General features: G+C 53.5%; 13 protein-coding genes. 5 read left to right on the forward strand and 8 right to left on the reverse strand.

The genetic code is table 11. The annotated features are described in order from the left end of the window. Positions 1-4 precede the first annotated feature (4 nt). Positions 5-1,831 carry a phosphoenolpyruvate carboxykinase (GTP) gene (locus tag VLV32_05860; GenBank protein ID HUL41411.1) on the reverse strand — a complete coding sequence of 609 codons (1,827 nt, stop codon included), beginning with the start codon at positions 1,829-1,831 and terminating at the stop codon, positions 5-7. A gap of 235 nt (positions 1,832-2,066) precedes the next feature. Here VLV32_05860 and VLV32_05865 point away from each other — a divergent pair, with 235 nt between their 5' ends. Beyond that, the gene (locus VLV32_05865) at positions 2,067-3,059 is read left to right on the forward strand and encodes an aldo/keto reductase (protein HUL41412.1); all 993 of its coding nucleotides are present in this window, start codon (positions 2,067-2,069) and stop codon (positions 3,057-3,059) included. 38 nt (positions 3,060-3,097) lie between these two features. On the opposite strand, the gene VLV32_05870 is transcribed toward VLV32_05865, so the two are convergent. Together VLV32_05870 and VLV32_05875 are read right to left on the reverse strand one after the other, a co-directional pair. After that, on the reverse strand, positions 3,098-4,327 hold the full coding sequence (locus tag VLV32_05870; protein ID HUL41413.1) for an FAD-dependent oxidoreductase: 1,230 nt from the start codon (positions 4,325-4,327) through the stop codon (positions 3,098-3,100). A 92-nt stretch (positions 4,328-4,419) separates the two neighbouring features. Further along, on the reverse strand, positions 4,420-5,040 hold the full coding sequence (locus tag VLV32_05875) for a rhomboid family intramembrane serine protease (protein HUL41414.1): 621 nt from the start codon (positions 5,038-5,040) through the stop codon (positions 4,420-4,422). Between the two features lie 152 nt (positions 5,041-5,192). Here VLV32_05875 and VLV32_05880 point away from each other — a divergent pair, with 152 nt between their 5' ends. Beyond that, complete coding sequence (locus VLV32_05880; protein ID HUL41415.1) at positions 5,193-5,588, forward strand: phage holin family protein; 396 nt, start codon at positions 5,193-5,195, stop codon at positions 5,586-5,588. A 50-nt stretch (positions 5,589-5,638) separates the two neighbouring features. Here the strand turns inward: VLV32_05880 and mnmE are convergent, their stop codons facing one another. The 5 genes from mnmE to rpmH are packed head-to-tail and all read right to left on the reverse strand — an operon-like array spanning position 5,639 to position 9,334. Then, positions 5,639-6,982 carry a tRNA uridine-5-carboxymethylaminomethyl(34) synthesis GTPase MnmE gene (gene mnmE, locus VLV32_05885; protein HUL41416.1) on the reverse strand — a complete coding sequence of 448 codons (1,344 nt, stop codon included), beginning with the start codon at positions 6,980-6,982 and terminating at the stop codon, positions 5,639-5,641. Further along, positions 6,969-8,612: a membrane protein insertase YidC gene (gene yidC / locus VLV32_05890; GenBank protein ID HUL41417.1), complete on the reverse strand. Its 1,644-nt coding sequence runs from the start codon at positions 8,610-8,612 to the stop codon at positions 6,969-6,971. Before yidC ends, mnmE begins: the two co-directional genes overlap by 14 nt. A gap of 22 nt (positions 8,613-8,634) precedes the next feature. Then, a complete protein-coding gene (yidD, locus tag VLV32_05895) occupies positions 8,635-8,844 on the reverse strand; it encodes a membrane protein insertion efficiency factor YidD (GenBank protein ID HUL41418.1) in 210 nt (69 codons plus the stop codon). Beyond that, complete coding sequence (gene rnpA / locus VLV32_05900; GenBank protein ID HUL41419.1) at positions 8,832-9,188, reverse strand: ribonuclease P protein component; 357 nt, start codon at positions 9,186-9,188, stop codon at positions 8,832-8,834. Before rnpA ends, yidD begins: the two co-directional genes overlap by 13 nt. 11 nt (positions 9,189-9,199) lie before the next feature. Beyond that, entirely contained in the window at positions 9,200-9,334 is a 135-nt protein-coding gene (gene rpmH / locus VLV32_05905) for a 50S ribosomal protein L34 (GenBank protein ID HUL41420.1), read from the reverse strand. A 164-nt stretch (positions 9,335-9,498) separates the two neighbouring features. On the opposite strand from rpmH, the gene dnaA reads away from it, so the two are divergent. The 3 genes from dnaA (at position 9,499) to gyrB (ending at position 14,581) form a co-directional block, all read left to right on the forward strand. Next, complete coding sequence (gene dnaA / locus VLV32_05910; protein HUL41421.1) at positions 9,499-10,821, forward strand: chromosomal replication initiator protein DnaA; 1,323 nt, start codon at positions 9,499-9,501, stop codon at positions 10,819-10,821. Between the two features lie 207 nt (positions 10,822-11,028). Next, positions 11,029-12,132, forward strand: coding sequence for a DNA polymerase III subunit beta (gene dnaN / locus VLV32_05915; protein ID HUL41422.1), 1,104 nt, complete (start codon positions 11,029-11,031; stop codon positions 12,130-12,132). Positions 12,133-12,163: 31 nt separating this feature from the next. Then, positions 12,164-14,581: a DNA topoisomerase (ATP-hydrolyzing) subunit B gene (gene gyrB / locus VLV32_05920; protein ID HUL41423.1), complete on the forward strand. Its 2,418-nt coding sequence runs from the start codon at positions 12,164-12,166 to the stop codon at positions 14,579-14,581. Positions 14,582-14,592 lie beyond the last annotated feature (11 nt).

The following is a 14,592-nucleotide window of genomic DNA, read 5'->3' on the forward strand; positions in this document are numbered from 1 at the left end:
TAAATCAAAATGAGGATTGTAGATGCTCCCGCCGCTCTACCAGTTCCCTGGGCAGACGCTCCTTGAGCTTGTCGAAGAACTCGCTGTGAGAAGCAAGCTCCCGTTTCCACGTTTCCCCATCGAGCGACATGAGAGCGCGGAATTTATCCGCGGAAATTGCTTCCAAGCCTTTCCACTCCATATCTGCGTAGGCCGGTATCCAGCCCAGCGCGTTTTCAGCCGCGTGGGCACGTCCCTGGCAGCGTTCCACAATCCATTTCAGGACCCGCATGTTTTCCGCGAAGCCGGGCCAGATAAATTTGCCGTCCGGCCCCTTACGGAACCAGTTCACGCCGAAAATTTTCGGCTGATGGCTGATTGCATGTCCCATCTTAAGCCAGTGATTGAAATAGTCCGCCATGTTATAGCCGCAAAACGGCAGCATGGCGAACGGGTCGCGCCTAACCACGCCTTGCTGCGCGGTGGCCGCTGCTGTCGTCTCCGAGCCCATGGTGGCAGCGAAATATACACCTTCATCCCACGAACGCGCTTCACAAACCAAAGGCACTGCGCTGCTTCTGCGTCCGCCGAAAATGAAAGCGCTGATCGGCACGCCGTGCGGGTCATCCCAATGCGGGTCGAGCGAGGGGCATTGGGTCGACGAAACGGTAAAACGCGAGTTGGGATGCGCAGCGGGGCGGCCGGAATCCGGCGTCCATTCCTTGCCCTGCCAGTCGGTCAGCCTTGGCGGCGGAGTCTCGGTCATGCCCTCCCACCAAACATCGCCTTCAGGGGTCAGCGCAACATTAGTGAAAATGCAATTTTTCCCCAACATGGTTACCGCGTTGGGGTTGGTGTGCTCGGAAGTACCGGGAGCAACTCCGAAATAGCCGGCTTCCGGGTTGATGGCGTACAAACGACCGTCGTCGTGCGGCTTGATCCAGGCAATGTCGTCGCCGATAGTCGTAACTTTCCAGCCTTTGAAATTTTCCGGCGGGATCATCATGGAAAAATTAGTTTTTCCACACGCGCTGGGGAAAGCCGCGGCTACATAAAGTTTTTCCCCTTGCGGCGGCCTCACGCCGAGAATCAGCATATGCTCCGCTAGCCAGCCTTGGTCCCGGCCCATGACTGATGCGATGCGCAGTGCAAAGCATTTCTTGCCGAGTAATGCGTTGCCTCCGTAGCCGCTGCCATAAGACCAGATTTCGTGCGTCTCTGGATAATGAACGATATATTTATGCTCTTTATTACATGGCCACGGAACGTCTTTTTGTCCGGAATCCAGAGGCATACCTACCGAATGCATGCAGGGCACGAACCCACCGTCCGCGCCAAGGATATCAAGCACCTTGCGTCCCATGCGGGTCATGACGCGCATGCTGACCGTGACATAAGGAGAATCGGTGATTTCCACACCAATATGCGCGATGCGCGAGCCTAACGGACCCATGGAAAACGGGATCACATACATGGTTCGGCCGCGCATGCAGCCGTCAAACAGCTTTTCCAGCGTGGCCCGCATTTCATCCGGAGCAACCCAATTATTATTGGGACCGGCGTCATCTTTGCTCTTGCTGCAAATGAAAGTGCGGTCTTCCACGCGCGCCACATCTGTTGGGTCGGAGCGCGCGAGATAGCTGTTTGGGCGAAGCGCAGGGTTGAGTTTGATAAAAGTGCCTGAAGCCACCATTTCCTGGCACAGGCGGTCATATTCGTCCTCTGTACCTTCACACCAGTACACACGCTCCGGTTTGCACAGCTTCGCCATATTGACGACCCATTCTTTAAGTCGCTTGTTTTTCACATGCGCCGGAGTCAAGTCAACGCTCGAGTTAAAGGACTGATGCATGTTCTAATTCCTTCTGATTACTTCGAACAGAAACCCAGAACCGCGCTAAACCGAAATCGACGGAAGCTAAGGACAACGTCTCCCAGGAACCGACGGCAGCGCGAGGAATTCTATAGTGAGTATAATTAATTGCGGAGACACTTGCTAGCGGCTCCCGGAGCATTGGGCGTCGTCAGACTCGGCCCCCTGAATGTGCTGTGCGCCAGCGGAAACCGACTGAAAAGGAATTTTGCGCATGCAACGTCGCAAGCTTGGCACCCAGGGTCTTGTCGTTTCGGCCATGGGCTTGGGATGTATGGGCATGAGCGAATTTTACGGCAAGCGTGACGATGCCGAATCCATTGCTACCATCCACCGTGCGCTTGAACTCGGCATCGATTTCCTCGACACGGCAGAAATCTACGGCCCGTTCGCCAACGAGGAACTGGTGGGGCGCGCAGTCAGGGGCAAACGCGGTAAATTTGTCATCGCCACGAAATTCGGCATTGTGCGTAAGGCGGACGATCCAGACTACTGGGCGCTGGACAGTCGCCGGGGGCGAATTCGTTCCTCCTGCGAAGGCTCGCTGAGACGCCTCGGAGTGGACTATATCGACCTTTACTACCAGCATCGCGTTGACCCAAAGGTGCCCATCGAGGAAACAGTCGGCGCTATGGCAGAGCTTGTGCGGGAGGGCAAAGTCCGATATCTGGGCCTCTCCGAGGCCGGGCCCGAGACCATTCGGCGCGCCCACGCGGTGCATCCGATAACCGCGCTGCAGAGTGAGTATTCCCTATGGAGCCGTGAGCCAGAACATGATGGCGTTCTGAGCACCGTGCGTGCGCTTGGAATAGGCTATGTGGCCTACTCGCCATTGGGCCGCGGCTTCCTGAGCGGGCAGATTCGCAGCCTGGACAACTTGGCACCGGACGATTGGCGTCGCAACCACCCGCGTTTTCAAGCCGAAAATTTTAACAAGAACATGGAACTCGTGGAGCGGCTGAAAGACATTGCCATAATGAAAAACGCAACACCGGCTCAGATCGCCCTTGCCTGGCTGCTTACCGCCGCAAGTGACATTGTGCCGATTCCAGGCACCAAGCATCGTGCCCGGCTCGAGGAGAATGCTGCGGCTGTCACGATTAAACTTTCATCTCGCGATCGGGCGCAGCTTGATGCGGTGTTCCCTTACGGCGCGGCGGCCGGCCCGCGCTACGGGCCCGCGGCCACAGCACGGATCAACCGTTAAGCGAAATTACTAATTCCTTGCCGGCTAGCGGTCCTGCGTCAATGAGGCGACGCTGCGGGAATCGTTACGTGCTCCGGTCGTACCCCGATGCCGATCAGCCGAGCAGGAATTCGGCGCAGGAACGGGAAGCGGGCGAGTAGCCGGACTGCTAGAGGCGGCGAAAGCGTGGTGACGCCGCTCAGAACCTGCGTGATAACCCGATCTTGCATGAAGATCTGGAGCCACTGAGTGATGCGGGTGGGCAGCTCACGCCGCCGCTGAACCTGACGCAGGTGTTGAGTATTCAGTCTGTTCCCGCGCACCGGCGCGGCGAGCATATTGGCAGCTGCGACCGCATCCTGGATCGCCAGATTAATGCCAACTCCGCCAATCGGGGACATCGCGTGCGCCGCATCGCCGATGCAGAGTAGCCCCGGGAGATACCACTGTTGCAGCCGGTCGACCTGGACAGTCAGCAGCTTGATCACCTCCCAATCCTCAAGTTCAGCGACGCGGTCTGCGACAAACGGCGCAAGCTGCGCCACGCTGTCGCGGAACGCCTGCAGTCCCTTCTCCTGGAGTTGTTGCAGCGAGCCTTTAGGGATCACGAAGCCGCATTGCCAATGTTCACTCCGGTTGAGCATAATGAAGATGCGCCCGGCGTCGAAGCGGCCCAAACTCTGCTCCTTATCATCGGGGCGGCGCGATAGCCGAAACCACAGCACGTCCATGGGCGCGCCGAGCTCTTCGATCTTCAATCCAGCCTTTGCCCTTACGGTCGAGTGCCGGCCGTCGGCGCCTATGACAAGGCTAGCACGAATCTCCAAAGTGCCCTCCGAAGTTGCCGCACGCACCCCGATAATGCGTCCTGCCTCCTCGATCAGTCCGGTTACTTCGGCGCGCATTCGCAGTTTGAAAGTCGAATAACGCGAGCCGCATCCGGCTAGGAAGTTAAGGAAATCCCATTGCGGCATGAAGGCGACAAAACCGCAGTGCGTCGACAGATGGCTGAAGTCTGCAATGGTCAGCGCCAGAGCGCCGACCTGGATATTCAGCCGCGATGCTTTCTGGTGCGGCAATTGCAGCAGTTCCTCAAGTAATCCCAGCTCGTACATGATTTCGAGCGTAGAGGGATGAATCGTATCGCCGCGGAAGTCCCGAAGGAAGTCGGCGTGCTTCTCGAGGACCAGAACATCGACGCCGGCACGGGCCAATAAAAGCCCCAGCATCATTCCAGCCGGACCGCCGCCAGCAATGCAGCAGCGGACCGTGACCTTCTCTTCCACCATGGTCACTCCCGGAGCTTTCTACAAAATGGCTTATGTACCAGACAACGGGTGTGCAGTTGCAAACTTCGCACGGCCGATAAATGACGCTCGAGTTAGCGCTTGCGAAAAGGCGGACGACCGCGCCAATACTGGATCAATAGCCATGCGCCCAGCATGCCGCCTAGATGCGCGAAATGCGCGACGCCTTCTTGTGTTCCCGTAACACCCAAGTATAGTTCCAGCGCGCCATATAGGATCACAAATAAGCGCGCAGGCAAGGGAATCGGTGGAATGAGCAGGATAATGGTCCGGTTGGGAAAGTAAAGGCCATACGCAAGCAACAGGCCGAAAATGCCGCCGGATGCGCCGACGGTGGGATAAGGTTCGCCGCCTGAGATCCCGGAAACGATGAGCTGCATTATTGCCGCGGTAATTACGCTTGCGAAATATAGATTAAGATAGCGCTTGGGGCCGAACAACCGTTCAAGCTCTCCGCCGAACATGTACAATGCGAACATATTGAAAAAAAGATGCAGTACGTTGGCGTGAAGAAAACTGTATGTCACCAGTTGCCAAGGCTGGAACCCGACGAATCCGCTGAATGTCGCCGTTGTTCCCCAAGGCCAGAGGGCGAGATTCAAGGTAAGCGCGTCCCCGATGAGAAACTCGCCCATAAACATTACGACGTTGGCCAAAATTAGTGTCAGCGTTACGGGCGGAATGGAATAGAACATTTAGGAACGAGAAACGTAAGAACAGCGGCCTATTGGCTTTTGGCCATGCGAGCGATCAGTTTAACAGTTTCCCGATGGCACCGCTAAAATCCATTGGCTTCTCTCGCCGCTCATTATAAAAACGAACGTTCACTTCAATGTAGAAAACGTGCATGTTACAAAATGTGATACCGTTTGTATTACACTGGGCAATCATCGCGCTTTCACTGTGGGTAACGAGCCATGTTTTCCGCGGAATTACGTTTGAAAGCAAATCATCGCTAATTGTCTCCGCGCTGTTGCTCGGATTCGCCAATGCAATAATCCGTCCGCTCCTTATCCTGTTCACGCTGCCGCTAACACTGATTACGTTCGGGTTCTTCATTCTGATTATAAACGCCCTCATGGTATTGTTGGTCTCATCGCTCGTTCGCGGCTTTAAGGTATCGGGATTCTGGACAGCTTTTTTTGCGAGCATCTTTATTTCCGTTCTTAGTTTTCTTGTAGGTTTTGTCATATTTGGTGGACAAGCGGGATTCCAGTCATCAACGACCGGTATAGCAGTATAGGCTTTCGGCGTTCTTTAACTGGACTGTGACGAGCAGGTTGAACGGCGAGATTATTTTCCGATGCAAAATCGGGAAAATATTTCCCCAAGCAAATCATCGGAGCTAAATTCGCCAGTAATATTGGAGACCGCGTTTTGAGCAAGCCTCAATTCTTCGGCGAAAAGCTCGATTTGGTCCTGCCTTTCCAGTGCTGCCGATAAATGCTCCTGCGCCTTTTGCAGCGCGCTCAGGTGCCGCTCGCGCGCCATGAACACGCCCTCGCCCGTAGGCTGCCAGCCAACCGTGGCCAGCAATTGTGAGCGCAGCAAGTCAATGCCGGAGCCGGTTTTTGCTGAAACATAAACGCGGATTTCACCATCTACAGCTTCCGTTTTTGGTTCGTCCGGAAGCAGGTCAATTTTATTGTACACGCAGATGCGATGCAGCCTGCTCGGAAGTCGCTCAAAAATCTGTCGATCTTCCCGCGATTTACCGTGGGTGCAGTCCATTATCAGAAGGACTGCGTCCGCCTTACCAATAGTTTCCCAGGTACGGGCGATCCCGATTTTTTCCACCTCGTCCTTCGTGTTCCGCAAACCCGCGGTGTCGACAATGTGCAGCGGGACGCCCTCGATTTCGATGGACTGGCGCACCGCATCGCGCGTGGTACCGGGAATGCTGGTGACAATCGCCACCTCTTCTCCGGCAAGCCGGTTTAGCAGGCTTGATTTACCTACGTTCGGTCGCCCCGCAAGCACGACCGTGATCCCTTCGCGCAAAATGTTGCCTTGGCGCGCTGCGTGTTTAACTTTTTCGAGTTGTTTCCGTATTGCCTGCAATCTCCCGACGGCATCCACGCGCGCCAGCGGCTTTATATCCTCTTCTTCAGGAAAATCCAGGCTGCCTTCAATCAGCATTCGTAATTCAATGAGTGAGTTGGCGAGCGCGTTCACTTCAATCGAGAATGCGCCTTGAAGCGAGCGCATCGCGCTCTTCGCGGCCTCCCCGGAGCTGGCTTCGATTAAATCGGCGACGCTTTCAGCTTGCGCCAGATCCAGTTTATGGTTAAGAAAAGCGCGCCGGGTAAATTCGCCGGGTTCGGCCAGACGCGCGCCCACGGCGAGGCACCTGCGCAGAAGCAATTGTAAAACCGCGGGCCCGCCGTGACCCTGCAGCTCAAGAACGTCTTGCCCGGTATAGGAATGCGGCGCCGGGAAATAAAGGGCGATGCCCTGATCGATGGCCTGTTTATCTTGGTCCAGGAAATCGCACAGCACCGCGCGCCTTGCCACCGGTGGCTTGCTCAGAAGCAACTGTGCCATTGCTCTTAAGTTGGCACCGCTAATGCGCACCACGCCGATGGCTGCGCGTCCAGGTGCTGTGGCGATGGCCGCTATGGTTTCAACGCTTGCCATGAGCTGGCTTTGCCCGCCCGATGGACCGCGTTATCTGCCACTGCTGGGCAATGGAGAGGATGTTGTTTACCAGCCAGTACAATACCAGCCCGGCAGGAAAGAAAAGGAAAAAAACACTGAATGCAACCGGCATTATTTTCATAACCTTGGCCTGAATTGGGTCAGGTGGTTCCGGACTCAAGCGCGATTGAATGATCATAGTAATCCCCATGATCACGGGCAGCACGTAATAGGGATCGGGCGCGGAAAGGTCGGTAATCCACAGTACAAATGGCGCATGGCGTAGTTCAACACTTGCCAAAAGCACCCAGTAGAGCGCGATGAAAACCGGAATCTGCACGACTATAGGCAGACAGCCGCCAAGCGGATTGATTTTCTCGGTCTTGTAAAGTTCCATCATCGCCTGATGCAGTTTCTGCCGGTCGCCACCATACTGCTCCTTGATCTTTTGCATCTTTGGCGCAAGCACGCGCATTTTTGCCATAGAGCGGTAACTCGTCGCGGACAGCGGATAAAATAAAGACTTAATCAGTACAGTAAGCAGGATAATTGCGACCCCCCAGTTTTGCACCCATTTGTGAAGCCAGGATAGAACCCAGAATAACGGTACCGCGATTACGGTCAGCCAGCCGTAATCCACGGTGAGGCCCAGGCCTGGGGCCAGTTTGCTGAGACTGTTCTGTTCCTGTGGCCCGGCATAGAACGGAACGCTAATGGAAACGGTTTTGCCCGGTTCCACTTTGGCTAGCGGCAGGATTGTTCCCACCGCATACAAATCGTCACCCAGCTTCTTCATGTAGTATTCGCGCGGCGTCTTGTCTTTGGGCAGCCAGGCCGCGAGGAAATAATGCTGCAGCATGGCAATCCAGCCGTTATCTGCATTTTGCGGGTATTTTGCCGTTCCCTTCTCGATGTTTTCAAACTTGACCTTCTCGAATTTTTCCTGGTTCGTGTAAACCGCCGGGCCGGTATACGTCGGCACCATCTTGGTTTCTCCGGCCGGGCGCTTGCTATCGCGAACAAACTGGAAGTATGCGTACGGCTGTAGCGGACCCGAACTGTTATTGGTGATCTCAAAGGTAACATCTATCAAGTAGCTGCTTTTGTGAAATGTATACACCTTGGTCACTTTAAAGCCGCCTAGCGAAGGAGCGGAAAGCCCGACACGCAGGCTTTCCGCTCCCGGCTTCAATTCATAACTTGTAGCCTCCGCCGTATAGATTGTCTTGTGGGTAGGTAAATCGTCCCCGATCAAGCCGCTTTGCGCTACGTAAACATGTCCCGGCTCGTCCTGAAACAGCACAAAATTTTTGTTCTTGTCGAGGGTATCCCGTTGGTTCAGCAATTCCAAGCGATCCAAGGTGCCGCCAGAAGTGTTAATTTCCGCAAGCAAATAATCGGTTTTTACCGAAATGTTTTGGCCTGAGGTCAAAACCGCCGCCTCGGTGCTAGCCGGAGCTCGCTGTACTGCAGTTAACTTCTGGCTGGGCGTGGGCGCGACCTGCTGAGTGCTGCGGGGCGTTTCGCTTTGCTGCGCCGGCGCCGGTTTGTTTTGCCGCTGCCACGCATCCACTAACAGGAATATCGAAAGGCAAAAAACCATCAGCAGGAAGAGTCTTTGCACATCCATAGCCGTAATTGACTTAAAAGTTTTAGGGTACTGGGTCGTACCCGCCGGGATTCCATGGGTGACAACGCAGGATTCGCTTCAGCCCGATCCACAGGCCTTTTGAAACACCGAATTTGACAATCGCGTCGCGCGTGTATTCGGAGCAGGACGGCGCGAACCTGCAATTATTGCCGAGCAACGGGCTAAGTATAAAGCGGTATAACGCGATAACCGCCAGCGCTACGCGGCCCATCGCGATACCTTGGATAACAAATCCGAGAGCTCCATGCGCGCTTGCCGGGAATGTGATTTTGAGACCACCCCATGCACCCGGATCACTATGTCCATGTCCACCAGGTCGCGTTTCCGAATACGAAATTGCTCGCGTATTAGGCGTTTCACGTAATTTCTGTCCACCGCGCGCGGTGTCCCTTTTTTGTTAACCACCACACCCAACCTTGCAATCCCCTGGCGCTTGCGCTTTACCAGAACCTGAAACACCGCGCCGTTCTCGCGGTGGTCGGCATGGCGCGCAGCGCCAAACTGTTCGGTCTTAGTAAGACGAGAAGCTTTAGACAGGGAATAAACGGAAACCAACTTGCGTACTATTATACTCCCAACCGCGTGCGGCCTTTGGCGCGCCTGGCGCGCAGCACTGCTGCGCCGCCGCGCGTTTTCATGCGCACCAAGAATCCATGAGTCCTTTTGCGCCTGGTGTTGGACGGCTGATAGGTACGTTTCATTATTTTCCCTTTGCTTTTATCGGTTCGGAAAGCCGACTATTCAACCTTTATGCGTGCCTTCTGTCAACCCGAATTATTTTTTGACTTCGCATGGAATTGTTTCGTTATAATAGCGAATATTAAACTTACCCGCAGTCATCCCCTGAACAGCATGGTCGTCAGAAATGGATCCGTTTTGGCTCTCTTGCCTCGCGTACTTCGAAAAAGAACTGACCGCGCAGCAGTTTAACACCTGGATAAAGCCGCTAAGGTTCGTTCCTGATAATGATTCGATGCTCCTCGTTGCGCCGAATCGTTTCGTCATGCAATGGATTAAGGAACGGTTCCTCGCGCGCATACAGAAAATGGCTGAGCAGCATTTCGCGAAGCCAATCAGCCTGGTGCTCGCCCTTCCCGAGAAAATCGCCACGAAACCTTTACCCGAGGATAAGCCCAAAGTTACAGTAGCGAAACCGTCCAGCAAGAGCCTGTCGCGTCTCAATCCGTCATTTTGTTTTGACACGTTCGTTACCGGCAAAGCCAACGAACTTGCGCGCGCTGCCGCGATACAAGTCGCGGAGCATCCAGGTGCGGCGTATAACCCGCTGTTCATATACGGTGGTGTTGGCTTGGGGAAAACGCACCTGCTGCAAGCGATCGGCAATCTGGTACAGGAACAGGATTCCGATGCGAAGGTTCGCTATACCCATGCCGAAAGGTATGTCTCCGATGTAGTACGCGCTTACCAGCACAAAGCCTTCGACGATTTTAAGCGCTATTATCATTCACTCGATTTGTTGCTGATCGACGACATACAATTTTTCAGCAACAAGAACCGGACGCAAGAGGAATTCTTCTATGCGTTTAACGCGTTGATCGAGGCTCACAAACAAGTAGTTATAACTTGCGATACTTATCCCAAAGAAATTTCCGGAATGGAAGACCGCCTGATTTCGCGCTTCGGCTGGGGTCTTACTGTTGCTATTGAACCGCCGGAACTCGAGATGCGTGTGGCAATTCTGCTCAAAAAGGCCTCCTTGGAGGGTATTACTCTTGATGAAAACGTGGCCTTCTTCATCGCGAGTCATATTCAGTCTAATGTGCGCGAGCTAGAGGGCGCGCTGAAGCGCGTGCTTGCTTTTTGCCGGTTTGCCGGACTGCCTGTCTCTGTAGACCTGGCAAAGGAAGCATTACGCGATCTTCTGGCTGTACAGTTGAGGCAAGTATCCATCGAAAATATTCAGAAAACTGTCGCTGATTATTACAAGATTAAGGTTTCGGAAATGTATTCCAAAAAAAGGTCTCGTGCTCTTGCACGCCCGCGGCAGGTCGCTATGGCATTGTCAAAGGAACTCACCGAATTGAGTCTTCCGAATATAGGGGATGCCTTTGGCGGGCGCGATCATACTACTGTTCTGCACGCATGCCGCAAGATTGCAGACCTGAAGTCTCGCGATGCTGAACTAACCCGTGACTACAGTGCGTTGATCCAGGTCCTGAGAAGCTGAAAAAGGGAGATCAGGTCGGTCTACTTGTGGATTTCTTCGTTTCCTTTCATTCCCAGCGACATATTCACAATTCATCCTCTGTTCGTAATACGTTTGTCCACCGCATCTTCAATATTTTTTCCCGTTGTTTAATTGAGCTTTATCAGAAGTAGTCACAGGTACGAGAGATTTCTATTAACATGTCTCAAATTTAAGGAATAATAAACCATGGTTCTAATAGAAGCTGATCGCGATGTCTTGCTGAGGCCCCTTCAGGCGGTCTCGGGTATCGTAGAGCGGCGCCATACACTGCCCATATTGTCGAATGTGTTGCTCGAGCGCAAAGGGAAAAAGATCCGCTTGGTAGCGACAGATCTTGAAATCCAGATTGCGACAGAAACCGAATGTGAAGGCAAAGGGGAAGACGCGGCGGTAACGACTTCCGCAAGGAAGCTTCAGGAAATACTGCGCGCGTTGCCGGACGGCACAAAAGTCGTGTTGGAGCAAAAGGACAACCGCATTTTAGTTAAGGCAGGCAAAAGTCACTTCAGCTTACAAACGCTGCCGGCAGAAGATTTCCCTAGGCAGACGGTGGCAACGGCGCAGCATAAGGAGAAGCTAACGCAAAAGCTTCTCAAGCAGTTGTTCGGCCTGGTTCAGTATTCGATGGCACAGCAAGATGTACGTTATTACCTAAACGGCCTGCTCCTGGTTTTCGAAGGGGACCAGCTAAGAGTTATTGCAACGGATGGACACAGGCTCGGGTATGCGAGTCTAGCGCAGAAACAGAAAAAACCTCACCAAGAAGTGATTCTACCCAGAAAAGCGGTACTCGAGCTAAGCCGGTTGCTGGAAAATTCAGATGACGAAGTCAGTATCGAAATTGCGCAGAACCAAGTCGTGTTTTCGTTTTCCAATATATGGCTGACAACAAAAGTGATAGACGGTAAATTCCCCGATTACACGCGGGTAATACCCAGTAACTACCAAAAGCACATTGTCGTGTCACGGCAGTTGCTGCAGCAAGCGCTGCAGCGAATAGCAATCTTGGCAAACGAGAAATTCCGTGGAGTGCGATGGGTGCTTAGCGAAGGAAATCTGCGGATTGTCTGTACTAATAATGAGCAGGAAGAGGCGCAAGAAGAACTGGACGTAGATTATAAAGGCGATACTCTAGATATTGGCTTTAATATCAGTTACTTACTCGACGTTCTGAATTATCTGGATTGTGATCAGGTAGACTGCGCATTTGGGGACGCGAGCAGCAGCGCACTGTTCACAATTCCGGGGAGCAGCGACTTTAAATATGTAGTCATGCCGATGCGAATTTGACTATGTTTCACGTGAAACCAAACCTATGCCAATGACAGATAAAGACCTGCAGGGAAAAGACAACGGAGATTACGATTCCGATAGCATTAAGGTACTAAAAGGCCTGGACGCCGTGCGCAAGCGCCCGGGAATGTACATTGGCGATACCTCGGACGGCACGGGCCTTCACCACATGGTATTTGAGGTGGTGGACAATGCCATAGACGAGGCTCTTGCCGGCTATTGCGACGCAATTACCGTAACGATCCATACTGATAACTCGATTAGCGTGACCGATAACGGTCGCGGCATCCCGACCGAGATTCACAAGGAGGATGAGCAAAAACGCTCAGCAGCTGAAATCGTCATGACCGAGCTGCACGCGGGAGGCAAGTTCGACAGCAACTCCTACAAGATCGCCGGCGGCCTGCACGGTGTAGGCGTATCGGTCGTTAATGCTCTTTCCGAATGGCTTCGGCTGACTATCCGCCGTGACGGCAAGGTATATTTCATGGAATTTCGCGGCGGGGCGCCGGTTGCGCCACTTAAAGTTACTGGAAAATCCGACCGTCGGGGCACCGAAGTGCATTTCTTGGCCAGCAAAGAAACCTTCGGCCAGATTGAATTCCATTACGATATTTTGGCGCGTCGTTTGAGAGAACTGTCGTTTCTCAATAACGGTGTAAAGATTAAGCTGGTTGATCAGCGTTCTGCCAAGGAAGAAACTTTTGGGTTTACCGGCGGTGTTAAAGGCTTTGTCGAGTTTATGAATCGCAATAAGAATGTTTTGCACAATACGATTTTTCATGCTGTGGGTCAGAAGGAAGGAATTACCGTCGAGGTCGCGATGCAGTGGAACGACTCTTATCAGGAGTCGGTCCAGTGCTTTACCAATAATATTCCGCAGCGCGATGGCGGCACCCACCTGACCGGGCTGCGGGCGGCGCTGACGCGCACCCTCAACCAGTATCTTGAGCAGAACGAAATCGCCAAGAAAGCCAAGGTGGAAACAACCGGGGATGATATGCGGGAAGGTCTGTGCTGTGTGCTTTCGATTAAAGCACCCGAGCCCAAGTTCTCATCGCAGACGAAGGACAAGTTGGTGAGTTCCGAGATACAGCCGGTGGTCCAAGAGATCGTGGCACAGAAACTAATGGAATTCCTGCTGGAGAAGCCGAACGAAGCGCGGGTGATTACCAGCAAGATCATTGAAGCGGCGCGAGCGCGTGAAGCGGCACGCAAGGCGCGCGACATGACACGGCGAAAAGGCGTGCTCGACTCCATGGGTTTACCCGGCAAACTTGCGGACTGTCAGGAAAAGGACCCGGCGCTGTCGGAGCTATATCTAGTGGAGGGCGATTCAGCAGGAGGTTCGGCGAAACAAGGCCGCGACCGCAGGTTCCAGGCAATTCTTCCGCTCAAGGGCAAAATTTTAAACGTGGAGAAAGCACGCCTGGACAAAATGCTTTCCTCGCAGGAGGTCGCGACGCTTATTACCGCGTTGGGATGCGGAATTGGCGATGACAAGGACGTCAGCAAACTGCGCTACCACAGGATAATCCTTATGACCGATGCCGACGTCGATGGCTCGCACATTCGTACGCTTCTACTCACTTTCTTTTACCGGCAGATGCCCGAGCTCGTGGAGCGCGGCCACATCTACATCGCCCAGCCGCCGCTTTACCGGGTGAAGCATGGCAAGGAAGAGCGCTATATCAAGGATGACCATGAACTCAAGCAATATCTGCTGCACTTGGCGTTAAGCGATGCGGAACTTTACACCTCTGAAAACGCCAAACCGCTCAACAAGAAGACGCTGGAAAAAATAGCCAAGGAGTATTTACTTGTCGAGGCCATTATCGAGCGTCTAAGTCAGATCATTGATCCGGCAGTGCTGTATGCTTTGCTTAAGCAGCCTGAGATTGATTTATCGGACCCGGCGGCAACGAAGAAAAGCGCCGCCACGCTGGCAGCGCTGGTGCGAAAAGATGATCTGCAAATCGAAGCGCAGTACGACGAAAAAAATGAAAGGCACCAGTTACTTCTAAAGAAAACGCAACACGGGAACCTGCGGCTTACCTTGCTTGACCAGGACTTTTTGCAAAGCGGTGATTATGAGCAAATAAAACGCACTGCGCAGTTGCTCCAGGGGCTGTTGGGCAACGGTGCCTATGTGAAGCGCGGCGAGCAGCAACGTCAGGTCACTGAATTCAAGCAAGCGCTGGATTGGCTGTTGCAAGAGGTTGAGAAAGGTATTTCGGTTCAGCGCTACAAGGGATTGGGAGAGATGAATCCCGAGCAGCTGTGGGAAACCACCATGGATCCGGCAAGCCGGCGGCTGCTGCGCATTCAGATCGAAGATGCAATCAGCGCCGACGGCATTTTTACAACTCTGATGGGCGACGTCGTCGAGCCCAGGCGCGCGTTTATCGAAAATAATGCGTTGGGGGTGCGCAACCTCGACGTATAGCAGCAATGAGG

This window comes from Burkholderiales bacterium, from assembly GCA_035518095.1.
GTDB lineage: Bacteria > Pseudomonadota > Gammaproteobacteria > Burkholderiales > JAHFRG01 > JAHFRG01.